The 18,255-nt window shown below is 66.6% G+C and carries 19 protein-coding genes; 17 read left to right on the forward strand and 2 right to left on the reverse strand.

The features are described from left to right. Positions 1-66: 66 nt before the first annotated feature. From pehA to pcaB, 4 genes are read left to right on the forward strand one after another with little or no spacing between them, the layout of a single operon-like run. Positions 67-1,599 (forward strand): phosphoric/sulfuric ester hydrolase PehA, encoded by a 1,533-nt coding sequence (gene pehA / locus Q0Q48_RS15905; RefSeq protein ID WP_295139599.1) that lies wholly within the window; start codon positions 67-69, stop codon positions 1,597-1,599. A 21-nt stretch (positions 1,600-1,620) separates the two neighbouring features. Next, positions 1,621-2,325: a protocatechuate 3,4-dioxygenase subunit beta gene (pcaH, locus tag Q0Q48_RS15910; RefSeq protein WP_295139600.1), complete on the forward strand. Its 705-nt coding sequence runs from the start codon at positions 1,621-1,623 to the stop codon at positions 2,323-2,325. Then, the gene (pcaG, locus tag Q0Q48_RS15915; RefSeq protein ID WP_295139602.1) at positions 2,322-2,885 is read left to right on the forward strand and encodes a protocatechuate 3,4-dioxygenase subunit alpha; all 564 of its coding nucleotides are present in this window, start codon (positions 2,322-2,324) and stop codon (positions 2,883-2,885) included. Before pcaH ends, pcaG begins: the two co-directional genes overlap by 4 nt. 4 nt (positions 2,886-2,889) lie before the next feature. Beyond that, positions 2,890-4,191: a 3-carboxy-cis,cis-muconate cycloisomerase gene (pcaB, locus tag Q0Q48_RS15920; RefSeq protein WP_295139603.1), complete on the forward strand. Its 1,302-nt coding sequence runs from the start codon at positions 2,890-2,892 to the stop codon at positions 4,189-4,191. Here pcaB and greB read toward each other — a convergent pair. Then, positions 4,178-4,729: a transcription elongation factor GreB gene (greB, locus tag Q0Q48_RS15925; RefSeq protein ID WP_295139604.1), complete on the reverse strand. Its 552-nt coding sequence runs from the start codon at positions 4,727-4,729 to the stop codon at positions 4,178-4,180. The genes pcaB and greB overlap by 14 nt on opposite strands. Positions 4,730-4,759: 30 nt before the next feature. Here greB and Q0Q48_RS15930 point away from each other — a divergent pair, with 30 nt between their 5' ends. The 13 genes from Q0Q48_RS15930 to urtE all read left to right on the forward strand — a co-directional run bounded on the left by Q0Q48_RS15930 (position 4,760) and on the right by urtE (position 16,463). Beyond that, a complete protein-coding gene (locus Q0Q48_RS15930) occupies positions 4,760-5,590 on the forward strand; it encodes an urease accessory protein UreD (RefSeq protein ID WP_295139606.1) in 831 nt (276 codons plus the stop codon). Positions 5,591-5,642: 52 nt separating this feature from the next. Further along, positions 5,643-5,945 (forward strand): urease subunit gamma, encoded by a 303-nt coding sequence (locus Q0Q48_RS15935; RefSeq protein ID WP_216956016.1) that lies wholly within the window; start codon positions 5,643-5,645, stop codon positions 5,943-5,945. An 11-nt stretch (positions 5,946-5,956) separates the two neighbouring features. Beyond that, a complete protein-coding gene (ureC, locus tag Q0Q48_RS15940) occupies positions 5,957-8,002 on the forward strand; it encodes an urease subunit alpha (RefSeq protein WP_295139607.1) in 2,046 nt (681 codons plus the stop codon). A gap of 2 nt (positions 8,003-8,004) precedes the next feature. Continuing rightward, positions 8,005-8,493, forward strand: a complete 489-nt coding sequence (locus Q0Q48_RS15945) for an urease accessory protein UreE (RefSeq protein WP_295139608.1) — start codon at positions 8,005-8,007, stop codon at positions 8,491-8,493. Further along, positions 8,486-9,169, forward strand: a complete 684-nt coding sequence (locus Q0Q48_RS15950; RefSeq protein WP_295139610.1) for an urease accessory UreF family protein — start codon at positions 8,486-8,488, stop codon at positions 9,167-9,169. The genes Q0Q48_RS15945 and Q0Q48_RS15950 overlap by 8 nt, the downstream gene beginning before the upstream one ends. Beyond that, complete coding sequence (locus tag Q0Q48_RS15955) at positions 9,166-9,594, forward strand: DUF3995 domain-containing protein (protein WP_295139612.1); 429 nt, start codon at positions 9,166-9,168, stop codon at positions 9,592-9,594. Before Q0Q48_RS15950 ends, Q0Q48_RS15955 begins: the two co-directional genes overlap by 4 nt. After that, positions 9,591-10,214 (forward strand): urease accessory protein UreG, encoded by a 624-nt coding sequence (gene ureG / locus Q0Q48_RS15960; RefSeq protein ID WP_295139615.1) that lies wholly within the window; start codon positions 9,591-9,593, stop codon positions 10,212-10,214. Before Q0Q48_RS15955 ends, ureG begins: the two co-directional genes overlap by 4 nt. A gap of 16 nt (positions 10,215-10,230) precedes the next feature. Further along, positions 10,231-10,803: a HupE/UreJ family protein gene (locus tag Q0Q48_RS15965; protein WP_295139616.1), complete on the forward strand. Its 573-nt coding sequence runs from the start codon at positions 10,231-10,233 to the stop codon at positions 10,801-10,803. Positions 10,804-10,912: 109 nt separating this feature from the next. Beyond that, positions 10,913-12,199 carry an urea ABC transporter substrate-binding protein gene (urtA, locus tag Q0Q48_RS15970; RefSeq protein ID WP_295139882.1) on the forward strand — a complete coding sequence of 429 codons (1,287 nt, stop codon included), beginning with the start codon at positions 10,913-10,915 and terminating at the stop codon, positions 12,197-12,199. 79 nt (positions 12,200-12,278) lie between these two features. Next, positions 12,279-13,892, forward strand: a complete 1,614-nt coding sequence (urtB, locus tag Q0Q48_RS15975; RefSeq protein WP_295139617.1) for an urea ABC transporter permease subunit UrtB — start codon at positions 12,279-12,281, stop codon at positions 13,890-13,892. Further along, positions 13,889-15,007 (forward strand): urea ABC transporter permease subunit UrtC, encoded by a 1,119-nt coding sequence (gene urtC / locus Q0Q48_RS15980; RefSeq protein ID WP_295139619.1) that lies wholly within the window; start codon positions 13,889-13,891, stop codon positions 15,005-15,007. Before urtB ends, urtC begins: the two co-directional genes overlap by 4 nt. An 11-nt stretch (positions 15,008-15,018) precedes the next feature. Next, on the forward strand, positions 15,019-15,765 hold the full coding sequence (gene urtD, locus Q0Q48_RS15985; protein ID WP_295139884.1) for an urea ABC transporter ATP-binding protein UrtD: 747 nt from the start codon (positions 15,019-15,021) through the stop codon (positions 15,763-15,765). Positions 15,766-15,767: 2 nt separating this feature from the next. Then, positions 15,768-16,463, forward strand: a complete 696-nt coding sequence (urtE, locus tag Q0Q48_RS15990; RefSeq protein WP_295139621.1) for an urea ABC transporter ATP-binding subunit UrtE — start codon at positions 15,768-15,770, stop codon at positions 16,461-16,463. A gap of 56 nt (positions 16,464-16,519) precedes the next feature. Here urtE and Q0Q48_RS15995 read toward each other — a convergent pair whose 3' ends face one another. Further along, positions 16,520-18,226: an amidohydrolase family protein gene (locus Q0Q48_RS15995; RefSeq protein ID WP_295139622.1), complete on the reverse strand. Its 1,707-nt coding sequence runs from the start codon at positions 18,224-18,226 to the stop codon at positions 16,520-16,522. Positions 18,227-18,255 lie beyond the last annotated feature (29 nt).

Raw genomic sequence — 18,255 nt, forward strand, 5'->3', positions numbered from 1 at the left:
GTCTCCTCCGTCGCTTTGGCGGCACTCTATCGCAATCCTGCCGCCGTCCAACCTCGGTGAATGAACATGCCTGCGTCCAAGAATGTCCTGTTGATCGTCGTCGACCAGTGGCGCGGGGCGATGCTGCCCAAGCTCGGTGCCGACTACCTGAAGCTGCCCAACATCGACCGGCTATGCGCCGAGGGTGTGACCTTCCGCAACCATTTCACCCAGGCCGTGCCCTGCGGGCCGGCGCGCGCCAGCCTGCTGACCGGACAATACATGATGAATCACCGCGCGGTGCAGAACACCATTCCGCTCGCCTCGCGCTTCACCAACCTGGCGCACGAGCTGCGGCGCGGCGGCTACGATCCCGCTCTGGTCGGGTACACGACGACGACGCCCGATCCGCGCCAGACCGCGCCCAACGATCCGCGCTTCTTCGTGCTGGGCGACATCATGGAAGGCTTCCACCCGGTCGGCGCCTTCGAGAATCGCGATGCCTATTTCGGCTGGGTTGCGAGCCAGGGATTCGAACTGCCCAAGATCCGTGAGGACATCTGGCTGCCGAAAGGCGCGCCGGGCGCCGGCGCGACGGGCCGGCCGGCCGTCATTCCCAAGGAGCTGTCGGACACGGCCTGGTTCACCGAGCGCGGGCTCGACTATCTCCGGGGCCGTGGCGACAAGCCTTGGTTCCTGCATCTCGGCTACTACCGGCCGCATCCGCCGTTCATCGCGCCGGAGCCCTACAATTCCCTGTATCGCCCCGAGGACATGCCCAGGCCGGTTCGCGCAGCCTCGCCCGCGGAAGAGGGCCGGCAGAACGCGCTGACCGACTACTATGTGCGCAACATCAAGCAGGCGAGCTTCTTCCAGGATGGACAGGCGCTCGGTTCGGACATGACGGAAGCCGAGGTCGCGCAGATGCGCGCCACCTATTGCGGCCTGATGAGCGAGATTGACGATCATCTCGGCCGTGTCTTCGACTACCTGAAGGAGACCGGACAGTGGGACGACACGCTGATCGTGTTCACCTGTGACCATGGCGAGCAGGGCGGCGATCATTACCTGCTGGGCAAGATCGGCTACTTCGACGAGTCCTATCGCATCCCGATGGTGATCCGCGATCCGCGGGCCGAGGCGAACGGGACCCGCGGCACCATCGTCGATCGCTTCACCGAAACGATCGATACCATGCCCACCCTCCTCGAATGGATGGGGCTGCCGGTGCCGCGCCAGTGCGACGGCCGCTCTCTGCTGCCGTTCTGCGAGGGCAACGTGCCGGCCGACTGGCGTACCGAGGTTCATTACGAGTTCGACTTCCGCGACCTCCATTACAGCAAGCCCGAATCGGCGCTGGGCGTGCCGATGGACAAATGCTCGCTGGCCGTCGTGCAGGACGAGAAATTCAAGTACGTGCACTTCGCCGCCCTGCCGCCGCTCCTGTTCGATCTCGCGAAGGACCCCGGCCAGTTCGTCAATTGCGCGGCCGACCCGGCCTATGCCGCGACGGTCGCCGACTATGCCCGCAAGATGCTGGACTGGCGGCTCGGCTATGCCGAGCGGACACTCACCGGCTACCGCGCCACGCCGCAGGGGCTGGAGGTGCGCGCCGCCTGAGCGGGCGCTAAGCTCGGCGGCATGAAAGAGGAAACGTACCGCCGGCCTGCGCCGGGAGAGCACCATCCACCAAACCGCTCGCCTGCCTACAAGTCGACGGTGAGCCGTTCACCGTCGAAGCCGGCGATCGTGCTGCCGCACACGCTGTCGGAAATCACCGGGCCACTCCTGCGCGAGGAGCGGCTCGATGCCGGCGAGAACGATCTCACGCGCCAGCGCATGGGCGAGCCCCTGGGGGAGAGGATCATCGTTCAGGGCAGGGTCCTCGACGAGGATGGCCGGCCGGTGGCCGGGGCCCTGGTCGAGATCTGGCAGTGCAATGCGGCCGGTCGCTATCATCATCCCGGTGACCAGCATGATGCGCCGCTCGATCCGAATTTCCAGGGCGGGGGCCGGACGCGCGCCGATGCCGACGGCCACTACGAATTCATCACAATCAAGCCCGGTGCCTATCCCTGGGGCAACCACCACAATGCCTGGCGGCCGGCGCATATCCATTTCTCGCTGTTCGGGCCGGCCTTCGCCACGCGCCTGATCACGCAGATGTATTTCCCGCAGGACCCATTGCTGCTCTTCGATCCCATCTACAATTCGGTGCCCGAAGGCGCACGGGCCCGCCTGCAGGCCGCCTTCGATATGGAGGCGACGCAACCGGGCTGGGCGCTGGCCTATCGCTTCGACATCGTGCTGCGCGGCCGCAACGCCACGCCGATGGAGAACACATGAGCCGCCTGCTGACCCCGTCGCAGACGATCGGTCCGTTCTATTTCGGCACGGTCACCAACACCTGTCACCAGGACCTAGCGGCGCCGGGCGTCGCGGGTGAGAGGATCGAGATCGCCCTCACCCTGCATGACGCCGACGGCGCGATCGTGCCTGATGGTCTGTTGGAGATCTGGCAGGCCAACAGCCATGGTCGCTACAACCATCCCGAGGATCGCCGCAACCTGCCGCTCGATCCCGGATTCGAGGGTTTCGGACGCGCGTCGACCGACACGATGGGATGCGCTCGGTTCGGCACGGTGAGGCCCGGCCGCGTGCCCTGGCCGGCCGGCGGCCTGCAGGCGGCGCACATCAACATCTCCGTGTTCGCGCGTGGCGTCCTCAATCGTCTGGCGACGCGCCTCTATTTCGAGGGCGATCCGGCGCTGGCCGAAGATCCTGTGCTGGCGCTCATCGAGCCGGCGGGGCGCGCCACGCTGATCGCAACGCGCGATCGCGACGGCGTGTGGCGGCTGCCGATCCATCTCGGCGGTCCGACCGAAACCGTCTTCTTCGACTGCTGAACGCATGGCCGTTCGTCTCGTCTCTGCGCTGGGTTCCTCGGCCGCCACGGCCGATTGCTTCTCCGACACGGCAACCTTGCGCCATATGCTGAGCTTCGAGGCGGCGCTCGCCGAAGCAACCGCGGCTGCCGGCCTGATCCCGAAGCGCGCGGCGTCGATCATCGCCAAGGCCTGCGATCCGTCCCTGTACGATCCCGCGCCGCTCGCTGCCGCTGCGCGCCGGACGGCGACGCTTACCGTGCCGGTCGTGAAGGCGCTGACCGAACAGGTCCGTCAACGCGATGTGAAGGCGGCCGACTATGTCCATTGGGGTGCCACCAGCCAGGACGTGATCGACACGGCGATGGTGCTGCAGCTCGGCGAGGCGCTGCCGCCGCTCCTGAAGACGCTCGATGGTATCGTCGCGGCCCTTGCGCGTCTGGCGAAGAAGCATCGTGCGACGCCGATGCTGGGACGGACGCTGCTGCAGCCGGCAACGCCGCTGGCGCTGGGGCAGAAGATCGCCGGCTGGGCTTCCGACATCGCGCGCGCGAAGCGCCGGCTCGCAGAGAGCTTCGACGAAACGCAGGTTCTCCAGTTCGGCGGCGCGTCGGGAAGCCTGACGGCGCTGGGTCCGGAAGCCGGCCAGGTCATGCAGGTGCTGGCGAAGCGGTTGAAGCTCGCGCTGCCGCCGGGGCCCTGGTTCACGCAGCGCGTGCGTGTCGCGGCGGTCGCGCAGGATTGCGCCCTGGTCGTCGGTTCCCTCGCCAAGGCGTCGCGCGACATCGCCTTGATGATGCAGATCGAGGTGGGCGAGGCGGCGGAACCGTCGGGTCCCGGTCGCGGCAGCTCATCGACCATGCCGCACAAGCGCAACCCGGTCAGCGCCGCGCTCGTCCTGTCGGCGGCGACGCGGGCGCCGATGCTGGCCGCGACGATCGTGGCGGCCATGCCGCAGGAGCATGAGCGCGCGCTGGGCGGATGGCAGGCCGAATGGCCGACCCTCTCCGCGCTGGTCGAATGCCTGGGATCGGCCGTAGAGGCGATGGCGGAAGTGGCCTCCGGACTGGTCCTCGAGCCCGACGCGCTGCAGGCCAACATGGATGCCGCCGAGGCCGCCGTCCTCGCCGAGCGCGCAACCTTCCTGCTGGCCCGGAAGATGGGCAAGCACGAGGCGCACGCGCTGGTCGAGAAGGCGCTGGCCCGGGGCGGGTCCTTCGTCGAGGCGCTCGGCCGGCTCGAAAAGGAACTGGCCGACGAAGCCGCGCTCCTCGGCTATTCGCCGGCGTTCGTCGATCGTCTGCTGGCGGACCTCAAACGTAAGTGACCTTCAGGATCTCGATCTCTTCCTCGCCGCCGGGCGTGTTCATCCGCACGGCGTCGCCTTCATGGGCCCGCATGACGGCGCGCGCGATGGGCGAGATCCAGCTCACATGGCCGCGACCCGGATCGACCTCGTCGACGCCCACGATCTTGATGGTGCGTTCCTCGTCCTTCGAATTGACGTAAGTCACGGTGGCGCCGAAGAACACCTGGTCGGTCTTGGGCCGCTTGGCCGGATCGACGACCTCCGAACGCTCGAGCCGCTTGCTCAGGAACCGGATGCGGCGGTCGATCTCGCGCAGGCGCTTCTTGCCATAGAGATAGTCGCCGTTCTCCGAGCGGTCGCCATTGGCCGCCGCCCACGACACGACCTGCACGACCTCGGGGCGCTCCTTGCGCATGAGCGTCATCAGCTCGTCCCGCATGCGCTCGAAGCCCTGCGGGGTCATGTAGTTCTTGGCGCCGGCCGGCAATCCCCCGACATCGTCGGGCAGGTCGTCCTCGTCGCCGTCGTCGCTTTCCTTGGTGAAGGCCTTGCTCATTCTGGTCCTTAATCTATCAAGTCGGAGCCGATGACCACCAGCCCGTCTCCGACCCCATCCCCCCGCATGCAGCGTGCTTCCGGCGAAAGCCGGGTCACCTTCGACCTGCGGGACGGCAGGACTCGCCTGGGCGACCTCTATCAACGCGATCCCTGCCGGGTCTTGTTCCCGAAATCCGAGCCGGGCGAACCGCCGCAGGCGGTCATGATCACCACCTCAGGCGGCGTGACGGGCGGCGATGCCCTCAGGATGGCGGTCGAGATCGGGCCCGGTGCCGCGGCGGTGGCAACCACCCAGGCGGCCGAGAAGATCTATCGCGCCTCGAAGGGAAGCGATCCCTGCGCGATCGACGTCGACGTGCGGGTCGGCGAGGGCGCGGCGCTTGACTGGCTGCCGCAGGAGACCATCGTCTTCGAGGGCGCGCGGCTGAAGCGCCGAACGGTGGCCGAAGTGGTCGAAGGTGGCTCGCTGCTCGCCTGTGAAATGGTGGTGCTGGGGCGTGGCGCTTCGGGTGAGCGTTTCACGTCCGGCCTGTTGCTGGACGCCTGGTCGGTGCGCCGCCCGGGCCGCCTGGTCTGGACCGATACGCTGCGGGTTGAGGGCGAGACGCCCGATGGCGCCGGTTTCGGCGCGGCCAATGCGCTGGCGACGGTGATCGGCGTATGGGATGCGCCGCAAGTTCATTTCGAGAAGGCGCGGAGCCTGCTCGACGCTGCAGACGAAGTGCGTGCGGGCGTCACCGTCGTGAACGGCATCCTGGTCGCGCGCCTGCTGGGCGAAGCAACCGCGGTGAGGCAGGCGACCATCCGTTTTCTCACCGAGTTTCGCGGCCGCCGGCTGCCCCGCGTTTGGCATGTTTGATGCAAACTGGGTCGCGCTATAGTCGGGCCCAACCGGCAGGGGGAAACGGTCGATGAATTTGACGCCGCGCGAGAAAGACAAGCTTCTGGTGGCCATGGCGGCCGTGGTGGCACGCCGTCGTCTGGAGCGCGGCGTGAAGCTCAATTATCCCGAGGCGGTGGCGCTGATCACCGATTTCGTCGTCGAGGGCGCGCGCGACGGCCGTTCGGTCGCCGACCTGATGCGCGACGGCGCCCACGTGATCTCGCGGGCCCAAGTGATGGACGGCATCGCCGACATGCTGGCCGAGATCCAGGTCGAGGCGACCTTTCCCGACGGCACCAAGCTCGTCACCGTCCACGCGCCGATTCGCTGAGGAGAGACGCCATGATCCCGGGTGAAATCTTCCCCAGCGCCGGTGAGCTCGAACTCAACAAGGGCCGCAACCCGATCACCATCGAGGTCGCCAACACCGGCGACCGCCCCATCCAGGTCGGCAGCCACTATCATTTCTTCGAAACCAACGACGCGTTGAAGTTCGACCGCAAGCGGGCGAAGGGCATGCGGCTCGACATCGCCGCCGGCACCGCCGTGCGTTTCGAGCCCGGCCAGTCGCGCACCGTGCGGCTCACGCCCTACCTCGGCGGGCGCGAGAGCCACGGCTTCCAGGGCAAGGTGGGCGGCAAGCTGGGCCCGATCGCCAAGGTCGGACCGTCGAGCGAAGGCCCGACGCGAATCTCGCGCTCGGCCTATGTCCACATGTTCGGGCCCACCGTCGGCGACAAGGTGCGGCTGGCCGACACGGACCTCTTCATCGAGGTCGAGAAGGACCACACGATCTACGGCGAGGAGGTCAAGTTCGGCGGCGGCAAGGTGATCCGCGACGGCATGGGCCAGAGCCAGAAGACGCGCGCGCAGGGCGCGGTCGACACGGTGATCACCAATGCGCTGATCGTCGATCATTGGGGCATCGTGAAAGCCGATATCGGCCTCAAGAACGGCGTGATCGTCGCCATCGGCAAGGCCGGCAATCCCGACGTCCAGCCGGGCGTCGACATCGTCATCGGTCCGGGCACAGAGGCGATCGCGGCCGAGGGCAAGATCATCACGGCGGGTGGCATCGACTGCCACATCCACTTCATCTGTCCGCAGCAGATCGACGATGCGCTCTACAGCGGCGTCACGACCATGATGGGCGGTGGTACCGGCCCGGCGCACGGCACGCTCGCAACCACGGTGACGCCGGGGCCCTGGCACATGGGCCGCATGCTGCAGGCCGCCGAAGGCCTGCCGATGAATCTCGGTTTCTTCGGCAAGGGCAACACCAGCAAGCCCGCCGGCATCAAGGAGCAGATTGAGGGAGGCGCCTGCGGCCTCAAGCTGCACGAGGACTGGGGCACTACGCCCGCCGCCATCGACAACTGCCTGAGCGTCGCCGACCGATACGACGTGCAGGTGGCGATCCACACCGACACGCTGAACGAATCCGGCTTCGTCGAGACGACGCGCGCCGCCTTCAAGGGCCGCACCATCGCGACCTTTCATACGGAAGGTGCTGGCGGCGGCCATGCGCCGGACATCATCCGGCTTGCGGGCGAGAAGAACGTGCTGCCCAGCTCGACCAACCCGACGATGCCCTACACGGTGAATACCGTGGACGAGCATCTCGACATGTTGATGGTCTGCCATCACCTCGATGCCGCCATCCCCGAGGATGTGGCCTTCGCCGAGAGCCGCATCCGCAAGGAGACGATCGCGGCAGAGGACATCCTGCACGACATGGGCGCCTTCTCCATGATGTCGTCGGACAGCCAGGCGATGGGCCGGGTCGGCGAGGTCGTGATCCGCACCTGGCAGACCGCCGACAAGATGAAGAAGCAGCGCGGCCGGCTGAAGGAAGAGACCGGCGACAACGACAATTTCCGCGTGAAGCGCTACATCGCCAAGTACACGATCAATCCCGCGATCACCCACGGCATTGCCAAACATGTCGGCTCGGTCGAGGTCGGCAAGCGCGCGGACCTGGTCATGTGGTCGCCGGCTTTCTTTGGCGCCAAGCCCGACATGGTGCTGATCGGCGGCTCGATCGTCGCCGCTCCCATGGGCGATCCCAATGCTTCCATCCCGACGCCGCAGCCGATCCACTACCGGCCGATGTTCGGCGCCTTCGGCCGCAGCCTGGTGACCAGTCCCGTGTTGTTCGTCTCCCAGGCCGCGATCGCGAAGGGCGTCGCCAAGAAGTGGGGCCTGACCCGTTCGCTCCTGCCGGTGAAGGGCACGCGCAAGATCGGCAAGAAGAACATGGTGCATAATTCGACCTGCCCGAAGATCGACGTCGATCCAGAGACCTACGAGGTGCGGGCCGACGGTGAGTTGCTGACCTGCGAGCCGGCGACGTCGCTGCCGATGGCACAGCGCTACTTCCTGTTCTAGCCATGAAGCGCGCCATCGAAGTCGTGCGCGCCGGCCGCTGGCCGGCGTCCGAGCGCACCGATACCGTCACCCTTCTGTTCGACGATCGCTATCGCCGCCGCCTGCGCATGCTGGGCGACGGCGGGCTCGACTTCCTGCTCGACCTGGTCGAGCCCGTCGTGCTGCACGAAGGCGATGGGCTGAAGCTGGAAGAGGGCGGCTTCGTCGAAGTGAAAGCGGCCGACGAGGACCTGGTCGAAGTGCGCGGCCGTGACGCCGCGTCGTTCGCACGGCTCGCCTGGCATCTCGGCAATCGCCACCTGCCGACCCAGATCGACAGCGACCGCATTCTCATTCGGGACGATCACGTGATCATCGACATGCTGAAGGGGTTGGGTGCTGAGGTGCGCAAGGTCCGCGCCCCGTTCGACCCGGAGGGCGGCGCCTACGGCCAGCACAATCACGATACCGGCCATCGCCACGGCGAACTGCATGCCGAACGCCATGGCTAGCGACCCGCTGTACCGGCTGCTGGCCTGGCTGTCGCCAGCCTATCCGGTCGGTGCCTTCAGCTACAGCCACGGCGTCGAGACCGCAGTGGAAGAGAGGCTGATCCGGGATCGCGCCTCGCTGGTCGCCTGGCTCGACAGCGTATTGCGGCAGGGCACCGGCGCGGTCGATGGGGCGCTTTTCGCGGCGGGCTGGCGAGCGGCATCCGCGGGAGACGGGCCGGCCTTCGATGCCATCGCCGAACGTGCCGCCGCCTGGCGGGGAACTTCGGAGATGGCGCTGGAATCGCGCCAGCAGGGCGGCTCGTTCCTGTCGATCACGCGCACGGCGTGGCCTCATCCTGCACTCGACGAGGTGCACCGGCGCCTCGACGGCGAGCTTGCCCTGCCGGTCGCCGTGGCCCTGGCCGCCGCCGTCCATGGGATCGCGCTGGAACAGGCATTGGCGGGCTATCTCCATGCCTTCATCGCCAATCTCATCTCGGCCGCCCTGCGCGCCGTACCGCTCGGTCAGACCGACGGCCAGATTGCCCTTGCCGCGCTGGAAGCTTCGGTGCACGACGCCACCCGGGCCGCGGTCGCCGTGCAGTCGCTGGACGAAGTCGGCACGGCCACGCCGCTGCTCGACTGGTGCTCGCTCCGTCACGAAACGCAATACACCCGGCTCTTCCGCTCATGACAGTCCTGTTGGCTCTCCTTCTGACGATCGGTGTCGGCGCCGTTGCCGTCGTTCACGTGGTGTGGGGCCTGGGCAGCCACTGGCCGGAAGCCAGCGAGGAAGCCCTCGCGCGCAGCGTCGTGGGCGATGGACGCCGCCACATGCCGCCGGCCTGGCAATGTTTCGCGGTCGCCCTGGTCCTTGCGGTGATGGCCCTGTGGCCGTGGTACGTGTTGGGCCGGATCCATGAGCCGACGGTGCTCGCGGGCACCTACATGATTGCCGGCATCTTCGTGGCGCGTGGGATCGCCGGGTTCAGCCATCGCTGGAAGGCTCATTTCACGACCGAGCCGTTTGCCACGCGCAACCGGAAATACTATTCGCCCTACTGCCTCTTGCTGGGCGTGGGATACATCGCCTTGGTGGCCGGAGAACTGGACAAATGAGCCTGCGTGGTCCGCTCAGAGTTGGGGTCGGCGGCCCTGTCGGATCGGGCAAGACGGCCCTGGTCGAGCGCCTGTGCAAGCGCATGCGCGAAGCCTACGATATCGCCGTCGTCACCAACGACATCTACACCAAGGAGGATGCCGAGTTCCTGACCCGCGCCGGTGCGCTGGCGCCCGAGCGCATCGTCGGGGTCGAGACCGGCGGTTGTCCGCACACGGCGATCCGCGAGGACGCCTCCATCAATCTCGCCGCGGTGTCCGACATCGTGCGCAAGTGGCCTGATCTCGAGGTCATCTTCGTCGAATCCGGCGGCGACAACCTCGCCGCGACCTTTTCGCCGGAACTGGCCGACCTCACGATCTACGTGATCGACGTCTCGGCGGGCGAGAAGATCCCGCGCAAGGGCGGTCCGGGCATCACGCGGTCGGACCTGCTGGTGATCAACAAGATCGATCTCGCCCCGCTGGTCGGGGCCAGTCTCGACGTCATGGACCGCGACGCCCGCCGGATGCGCGGTCAGCGGCCTTTCCTTTTCTCCAATCTCAAGGAGAATAAGGGAGTCGAGGATATTGCGGCCTTCATCGTGCGGCAAGGCGGCCTGCCGGCACGACTGAACTAGAGGACAGGAGCATTCAATGAACTTTCGGACGATCCGCCTGGCGGTTCTGCTCGCTATGGCGACAACCCCCGTATTGGCCCATTCCGGACACGAGACCTCGGGCTTCGCCCATCCCTTCACCGGCCTCGACCACCTGCTGGCGATGGTCGGTGTCGGTGTCTGGGCCTCGCTGCTGGCGGTGAAGCGCCCGGCTGCGGCGTATCTCGTGCCGGCTTCCTTCATCGCGATGATGCTTGTCGGGGCAGCTGCCGGATTCGCGGGCATTAAACTGCCTCTTGTGGAGGCCGGAATCGTTGCATCGGTTCTGCTGCTAGGCGTGCTTATCATAGCCGCCGTGCGCCTGCCGTCTGCGGCGGCCATGGTAATCGTCGGCTTGTTTGCGATTTTCCACGGCTACGCTCACGCCATCGAGGCGCCGACCAGCGGGACGGCGATGTACATCATGGGCTTCGTCGCCGCGACCGCCGCACTGCATGTCGCGGGTCTAGGGCTCGGCTGGGTTGCGCGCCGCGCGGTCGGCGACCTGGGATTGCGGGCTCTGGGCGGCGCGGTCGTGGCCGGCGGCGCGCTGGTTCTGATCGCCAACTAACCCTTATCCCAAGGGCATTCGGCCGGTTTGGCACGACTTTCGCTAGCCTTGTTTTTGGCGGGGAGATCCGTCGAAAGACAAGGAGAGCGGGATGAAATTGGGAACACTCATGCGGACGGGCCTCGTCGCCGCCGGCCTGGTGGCCAGTGCGGCGACCAGCGCGCTCGCGCAGGCGGGGGATACGATCAAGGTCGGCATCCTCCATTCGCTGTCGGGCACGATGGCGATCAGCGAGACGACCCTGAAGGACGTCGTGCTGATGATGGTCGAGGAGCAGAACAAGAAGGGCGGTCTTCTGGGCAAGAAGCTCGAGGCCGTGGTCGTCGATCCGGCGTCGAACTGGCCGCTGTTCGCCGAGAAGGCGCGCGAGCTCCTGCAGAAGGAAAAGGTCGCCGTGGTGTTCGGCTGCTGGACTTCGGTCAGCCGCAAGTCGGTGCTGCCGGTGTTCGAGGAACTGAACGGCATCCTGTTCTACCCGGTCCAGTACGAGGGCCAGGAGAGCCAGCGTAACGTGTTCTACACCGGCGCCGCGCCGAACCAGCAGGCGATCCCGGCGGTCGACTACCTTATGAGCAAGGACGGCGGCAACGTGAAGCGCTGGGTCCTCGCCGGTACCGACTACGTCTATCCGCGCACGACCAACAAGATCCTCGAAGCGTACCTGCTGCAGAAGGGCGTTCCGAAGGAAGACATCATGATCAACTACACGCCGTTCGGTCATTCCGACTGGCAGTCGATCGTGGCCGACATCAAGAAGTTCGGCTCGGCGGGCAAGAAGACCGCCGTCGTCTCGACGATCAACGGCGACGCCAACGTCCCGTTCTACAAGGAACTCGGCAACCAGGGCATCAAGGCCAAGGACATCCCGGTCGTGGCCTTCTCGGTGGGCGAGGAAGAGCTCGCCGGCATCGATACCAAGCCGCTGGTCGGCCATCTGGCGGCCTGGAACTACTTCCAGTCGGTCAAGGATCCGACGAACGCGGAATTCATCAAGACCTGGCAGGCCTTCACCAAGAACCCGAAGCGCGTGACCAACGATCCGATGGAAGCCTCCGTGATCGGCTTCCGGATGTGGGTAGAAGCGGTCAAGAAGGCCGGCACGACCGACCCCGACAAGGTGATCGACGCGCTGATCGGCATCAAGGTCCCCAACCTGACGGGCGGGATCTCCGAGATGCTGCCGAACCATCACATCACCAAGCCGGTCCTGATCGGCGAGATCGAGGATAACGGTCAGTTCGACGTCGTGTGGAAGACTCCCGGCCTGGTCCCGGGCGCTGCATGGTCGCCGATCCTCGACGACTCCAAGAACCTGAAGGCTGACTGGACGAAGCCCGTGAACTGCGGAAACTTCGACACCGTCGCCAACAAGTGCATCGGCAAGGCGGCCAAGTAAGGCCGACTGCGCAGGGCTCACAGGGCGGGGCGACTTTCGGGTCGCCCCGTTTCCATCTCCCGGGTTCAAGTCACAGCACATGCTCCTTCTTCGACCGTTTTCGGTGTTGCTCTCGGTGCTGGCGTCGCTGGCATTGGCTGGAGCGGCCCTCGCGGCTGACCTCGCAACTCTCGTCGGGAATCTCACCTCCGGCGGTTTGAGCGAGCGTGAGGCGGCGATCACGGCCCTGGCGGCCTCGGGCGACGAGCGCGCCGCACCGATCCTCGAAGCCTTGGGCGCCGGCCAGCTCTACGTTCGCACTTCCGACAAGCTCGCGGTTATCGGCAAGGCCGACGGCAACAGGCTGGCGCTGACCGAAGCGGTTTCCGGCAAGCCGGCCGGTACGGCCGTCGAGGCCGACCTCGAGCGCGTGCGGGTCAACAACCGGCTGCGCGGCACGATCGAAGCCGCCGTCGGCTCGCTCACCCTGATGAGTCCGAATTCCAGGGTCCGACTGAATGCCGCCGACTCCCTCTTCAAGCGCCGCGATGCGACGGCCCTGCCGGCCCTCGACCAGGCGCTCGCCGCCGAGAAGGACCCGCGCATCAAGCGCGCCATGAGCGAGGCGCGCGCCGCCATCATTCTCGCGACACCCGATTCTCCTTCGGCACAGAAGCTTGCGGCGATCGCCGTGGTTCGCGATCGCGCCGACCGCGATTCGCTCGGTGTGCTGAACACGGTCGCCGCAGCGTCTGACGGCGACGTGAAGACGGCCGCCCTGGCCGCCGCCGATTCGATCGAACAGACGCTGGCCGCCTGGCAGATGGTGCAGAACGTCTGGTACGGCATCTCGCTCGGCTCAGTGTTGCTGCTGGCCGCCATCGGCCTTGCCATCACCTTCGGCACCATGGGCGTGATCAACATGGCACATGGCGAGATGGTGATGCTGGGCGCCTACACGACCTTCGTCGTGCAGGAAGTCATTCGTACCTCGGCGCCGCATCTGTTCGACGTTTCACTGGTCATAGCCCTGCCGCTCGCCTTCCTCGTGTCGGGCGCGATTGGCATCCTGATCGAGCGCACCATCATCCGTTTCCTCTACGGACGGCCGCTCGATACGCTGCTCGCGACCTGGGGACTGTCGCTCGTGCTGCAGCAGGCGGTGCGCTCGATCTTTGGTTCGTCGAACCGCGAGGTCGGGGCGCCATCCTGGATGTCCGGCGCCTTCCAACTCGGCCAGCTCAACATCACCTACGGCCGGCTCTGGATCGTCGTCTTCGCGCTGGTCGTCTTCGCGGCGCTGATCCTGCTCCTGCGTAAGACGCCGCTCGGCCTCTACATGCGGGCCGTCACGCAGAACCGCCCGATGGCCTCGGCCGTCGGCATCCGCACGCCACGCGTCGACGCGCTGACCTTCGGCCTGGGCTCGGGTATCGCGGGACTGGCCGGCGTCGCACTCAGCCAGATCGACAATGTCAGCCCCAATCTCGGGCAGGGCTATATCATCGACTCCTTCATGGTCGTGGTGTTCGGCGGCGTCGGAAACCTGTTCGGCACTTTGATCGGCGCCCTGACGCTCGGCGTGGTGAACAAGTTCCTGGAGCCCTATGCCGGCGCCGTGTTGGGCAAGATCCTGGTCCTGGTCTTCATCATCATGTTCATCCAGCGACGCCCCCGCGGCCTGTTCGCGCTGAAGGGGCGGTCCGTCGAATGATCACGCGCTTTCTCTGGCAGGGCATGGACCGCAACCTGCGTCTGTGCGTCCTGCTGATCCTGGCCGTCGGTATCGCCCTGCCGCTGGCCAACCTGATCCTGGCTGCGACCAACCCGGCGCATGTGCCGTCATGGGTGCTGCAGCTCTTCGGCAAGTATCTCTGCTATGCGCTGCTCGCGTTGGCGGTCGATCTGGTCTGGGGCTTCTGCGGGATCCTCTCGCTGGGCCATGGGGCGTTTTTCGCCCTGGGCGGATACTGCATGGGCATGTATCTCATGCGCCAGATCGGCAGTCGCGGCGTCTACGGCAATCCGATCCTGCCCGACTTCATGGTGTTCCTGAACTACAAGGAACTTCCCTGGTTCTGGCACGGCTTCGACCATTTCTGGTTCGCTGCGGTCATGGTCGTGCTGGTGCCCAGCGTGCTGGCCTTCGCGCTCGGCTGGTTCGCCTTCCGCAGCCGCGTGACCGGCGTCTATCTCTCGATCATCACCCAGGCGATGACCTTCGCCCTGATGCTGGCCTTCTTCCGCAATGACATGGGCCTGGGTGGCAACAACGGCCTGACCGACTTCAAGGACATACTCGGCTTTTCGGTCCAGGCTAGTGAGACGCGCGCCGCGCTGTTCTTTGCCTCGGCGGTCGCGCTCGCCATTGGTCTCATCATTTCGGCCGCAGTCGTCGGCTCGCGCTTCGGCAAGGCGCTGACGGCGGTGCGCGACGCGGAGAGCCGCATGCGTTTCCTCGGCTACCGGGTCGAGGGCTTCAAGCTCTTCGTGTTCGTCCTGTCGGCCGCCATGGCGGGCGTTGCCGGTGCGCTCTACGTGCCGCAGGTCGGCATCATCAATCCCAGCGAGTTCGCGCCCGGCAATTCCATCGAGGCGGTCCTCTGGGTCGCGGTCGGCGGTCGCGGCACGCTGGTCGGCCCGATCATCGGCGCGATCCTGGTGAACTTCGGCAAGACCTGGTTGACCGGCGCCCTGCCGGAGGTCTGGCTGTTCGCGCTCGGTGCGCTCTTCATCGTCGTCACGCTGCTCCTGCCCAAGGGCATCGTGGGCCTGTGGAGCCAGATGAAGTCCCGGTCCCAGGCCCGCAAGGCGAGGGTGCTGGCATGAGCACCCCGACCATGCGAAGCACTTCGGCGCTGCTCTACGTCAGTGGTGTCACCGTCTCGTTCGACGGTTTCCGCGCATTGAACAACCTGTCGCTGCTGATCGAGCCCGGCGAAATGCGCGCCATCATCGGTCCCAATGGGGCCGGAAAGACCACCATGATGGACGTGGTCACCGGCAAGACGCGGCCCGACACCGGCGAGGTCGTGTTCGACGGCACGGCCGACCTCACCAAGCTCGACGAGGCCAGCATCGCTACCCTCGGCATCGGCCGGAAGTTCCAGAAGCCGACCGTGTTCGAGAGCCACACGGTGCGCGACAATCTCCTGCTGGCGCTGGCCGGCCTGCGAAGCTGGTACAAGCTGCTGCTCGCCACGCCGACGCGGGAGGAGAACCAGCGTCTCGACGAGATCCTGTCGATCATCCGCATGGAGGCGCAGCAGCACATGCCGGCGGCCCGTCTCAGCCATGGCCAGAAGCAATGGCTGGAGATCGGCATGCTGCTCGCCCAGGATCCCAAGCTGCTGCTGGTCGACGAGCCAGTCGCGGGCATGACCGACGTCGAGACGGAGACGACCGCGCAGGTGTTGCGCGAGATCAACAGGACGCGCTCGGTCGTCGTGGTCGAGCACGACATGAGCTTCGTGCGCGCGCTCGACGTCAAGGTGACGGTGCTGCACGAGGGCTCGATGCTGGCCGAGGGGACCCTCGACCAGGTGAGCGCCGATCCGCGCGTCGTCGAAGTGTATCTCGGGCGATGACGATGCTTTCAGTCCAGAACGTCAATCTCTACTACGGTGCCGCACAGGCGCTGCGCAGCGTGTCGCTTTCGGCCACGATCGGCCGCGTGACCTGTCTGCTGGGCCGAAACGGCGTCGGCAAGACCAGCCTGCTGCGCGCCATCTCCGGGCTGCAGTCCATCGCCTCGGGAACGATCTCGGTCGACGGCCAGGAAGTCTCGAAGCTGCCGCCCTACGAGCGCGCGCGTCGCGGCGTGGCGCTGGTCCCGCAAGGCCGCGAGATCTTTCCGCTGCTGACGGTGAAGGAGAATCTCGAAACGGGCTTTGCCCCGGTGAGCCGCGAGCACAAGAAGGTGCCGGACGAGGTATTCGAACTCTTTCCGGTCCTGCAGTCGATGCTGAAGCGGCGCGGCGGCGATCTCTCGGGCGGCCAGCAGCAGCAGTTGGCGATCGGCCGCGCGCTTACGATGCGGCCCAAGCTGCTGCTGCTCGACGAACCTACCGAAGGCATCCAGCCTTCTGTGATCAAGGACATCGGCCGCGCCATCACCTATCTGCGGCAGCGTGGCGACATGGCGATCGTGCTGGTCGAACAGTATCTCGACTTTGCCCACGAACTCGCCGATGACTTCGCGGTCATGGACCGCGGTGAGGTCGTGATGTCGGGCACGCGCGAGACCTTCGACGTGGAGGCCGTGCGCAAGCATATGACGGTTTAGAAATAATTCGTCGTCTCGACCGAAGCCCCGAAGGGGCTCCGGTCGAGACGACGGAGTTATTGCGCCATCTGCGCGCCCCGCACCAGACGGCCAGGGCGCTCGCCGGTGAGCTCGTCGTTCTGCAGCGTCTCAACGCCGGCGTTGAACGTGTGCCGGTACCCCGTGGCGCGCTGGATCAGGCGGCGGCCGCCGGTCGGCAGGTCGTAGGCCACCTCGGGGCGCTTCAGGGTGAGGGCGTCGAAGTCGATCACGTTGATGTCGGCCTTGTGCCCCGGCGCCAGCAGGCCGCGGTCCATCAGTCCGTAGGCCTCGGCCGTACCGCGCGTCTGCTTGGCGATCAGGAATTCGAGGTCGAGCTTCGGACCGCGCGTGCGGTCGCGGCCCCACAGGGTCAGCAGCGAGGTCGGCGAGGAGGCGTCGCAGATCACGCCGACATGCGCGCCGCCGTCGGCGATGCCCAGGACCGACGCCGGATCGGTGATCATCTCGTGCACCACGTCGAGACTGCCATAGGCATAGTTCTCGAAGGGCAGCATCAGCAGGCCCTTGCCGCCGCGCGACATCATCTCCTCAAGCGCCACCGCCTGCGGCGTGCGGCCGGTGCGCTGCGCGATCGCGGCGATCGAGTCCTCGGGCTGCGGCTCGTAGTCCGGCCGCTCGCCGATCGGGAACATGCGGTGAAAGGCCTCGGCCATGAAAGCGCGCGGGTTCGGTTCCTGATGGCCCTCCGTCAGCACCCGGCGCAGGTCGGCATCGGCGACGAGCCGCTGATAGCGCTCCTCGGGCGACAGCTTGCGCATGTCGAGCCAGGCGCGATGGCCGGCGAACGGATGCGCCGTCGTCTCGAGCCCCATGATGACGCCGATCGGCCGCGAGCCGACCTGCGCATTGGCCATCCGGCCGCTGCGGCGCACGTCGTTGATTTGGTCGAGCGTCTCGCGCCACAGCTTGGGCTGCGCGTCGACCTGGACCAGCAGGCAGGAGAGCGGACGGCCCGCCAGCTTTGCGGCGGCGTCCAGCGCTTCGAACTCACCGGGGCCGAAGTCGGAATTGACCTGCAGCACGCCGCGGCCGGCGCGCTTCATGCCATGGGCTATGCCCAGCAGTTCGGCCTCGCGGGCGCTGAGCGAGGGCGTGAACCGGCCGTCGCGCGCCTTGTGCTTGGTGGTGCGAGAGGTGGTGAAGCCCATGGCGCCGGCATGCAGCGCCTCCTCGGTGAGGCGGGCCATCTCCTCGATCTCGCGTTCGGTCGGCACCTCGGCGTGATCTGCGCCGCGATCCCCCATCACGTAGAAGCGCAGCGCGCCGTGCGGCAGCTGCGCCGCCACGTCGACCGCCCTGTCCATCGAGGCCAGCGCGTCGAGATAGTCGGGGAAGGACTCCCAGTTGAACTTCACACCCTCGCTGAGGACGGTGCCGGGAATGTCCTCGACGCCTTCCATCAGGTTGATGAGATAGCCCGAGGCGCCCGGCCGCACCGGCGCGAAGCCGACGCCGCAATTGCCGAACACCGTCGTCGTGACTCCATGCCACGAGGAGGGCGTGACGAAGGGATCCCACGTCGCCTGGCCGTCATAGTGGGTGTGGATGTCGACGAAGCCCGGGGCGACGATCAGTCCCTCGGCATCGATCTCGCGTTTGCCGGCACCCAGCGTGGGGCCAACAGCGGCAATCCGGCCGCCTTGCACTGCAACATCGGCGATCCGGCGCGGGGCGCCGGAGCCATCGATCACGGTTCCGTTTCGGATGACGAGGTCAAACATGGCGGGGAGGATAGGCCGGGCCGGCCGCC

Source organism: uncultured Reyranella sp., from assembly GCF_945957355.1.
In the GTDB taxonomy this organism is placed as follows: Bacteria; Pseudomonadota; Alphaproteobacteria; order Reyranellales; family Reyranellaceae; genus Reyranella.

What these genes read in the sequence shown, in the direction of transcription:
- pehA (WP_295139599.1), top strand. Translation starts at nt 67, where the DNA reads ATGCCTGCGTCCAAGAATGTCCTGTTGATCGTCGTCGACCAGTGGCGC.
- pcaH (WP_295139600.1), top strand. Translation starts at nt 1,621, where the DNA reads ATGAAAGAGGAAACGTACCGCCGGCCTGCGCCGGGAGAGCACCATCCA.
- pcaG (WP_295139602.1), top strand. Translation starts at nt 2,322, where the DNA reads ATGAGCCGCCTGCTGACCCCGTCGCAGACGATCGGTCCGTTCTATTTC.
- pcaB (WP_295139603.1), top strand. Translation starts at nt 2,890, where the DNA reads ATGGCCGTTCGTCTCGTCTCTGCGCTGGGTTCCTCGGCCGCCACGGCC.
- greB (WP_295139604.1), bottom strand. Translation starts at nt 4,729, where the DNA reads ATGAGCAAGGCCTTCACCAAGGAAAGCGACGACGGCGACGAGGACGAC.
- Q0Q48_RS15930 (WP_295139606.1), top strand. Translation starts at nt 4,760, where the DNA reads ATGACCACCAGCCCGTCTCCGACCCCATCCCCCCGCATGCAGCGTGCT.
- Q0Q48_RS15935 (WP_216956016.1), top strand. Translation starts at nt 5,643, where the DNA reads ATGAATTTGACGCCGCGCGAGAAAGACAAGCTTCTGGTGGCCATGGCG.
- ureC (WP_295139607.1), top strand. Translation starts at nt 5,957, where the DNA reads ATGATCCCGGGTGAAATCTTCCCCAGCGCCGGTGAGCTCGAACTCAAC.
- Q0Q48_RS15945 (WP_295139608.1), top strand. Translation starts at nt 8,005, where the DNA reads ATGAAGCGCGCCATCGAAGTCGTGCGCGCCGGCCGCTGGCCGGCGTCC.
- Q0Q48_RS15950 (WP_295139610.1), top strand. Translation starts at nt 8,486, where the DNA reads ATGGCTAGCGACCCGCTGTACCGGCTGCTGGCCTGGCTGTCGCCAGCC.
- Q0Q48_RS15955 (WP_295139612.1), top strand. Translation starts at nt 9,166, where the DNA reads ATGACAGTCCTGTTGGCTCTCCTTCTGACGATCGGTGTCGGCGCCGTT.
- ureG (WP_295139615.1), top strand. Translation starts at nt 9,591, where the DNA reads ATGAGCCTGCGTGGTCCGCTCAGAGTTGGGGTCGGCGGCCCTGTCGGA.
- Q0Q48_RS15965 (WP_295139616.1), top strand. Translation starts at nt 10,231, where the DNA reads ATGAACTTTCGGACGATCCGCCTGGCGGTTCTGCTCGCTATGGCGACA.
- urtA (WP_295139882.1), top strand. Translation starts at nt 10,913, where the DNA reads ATGCGGACGGGCCTCGTCGCCGCCGGCCTGGTGGCCAGTGCGGCGACC.
- urtB (WP_295139617.1), top strand. Translation starts at nt 12,279, where the DNA reads ATGCTCCTTCTTCGACCGTTTTCGGTGTTGCTCTCGGTGCTGGCGTCG.
- urtC (WP_295139619.1), top strand. Translation starts at nt 13,889, where the DNA reads ATGATCACGCGCTTTCTCTGGCAGGGCATGGACCGCAACCTGCGTCTG.
- urtD (WP_295139884.1), top strand. Translation starts at nt 15,019, where the DNA reads ATGCGAAGCACTTCGGCGCTGCTCTACGTCAGTGGTGTCACCGTCTCG.
- urtE (WP_295139621.1), top strand. Translation starts at nt 15,768, where the DNA reads ATGCTTTCAGTCCAGAACGTCAATCTCTACTACGGTGCCGCACAGGCG.
- Q0Q48_RS15995 (WP_295139622.1), bottom strand. Translation starts at nt 18,226, where the DNA reads ATGTTTGACCTCGTCATCCGAAACGGAACCGTGATCGATGGCTCCGGC.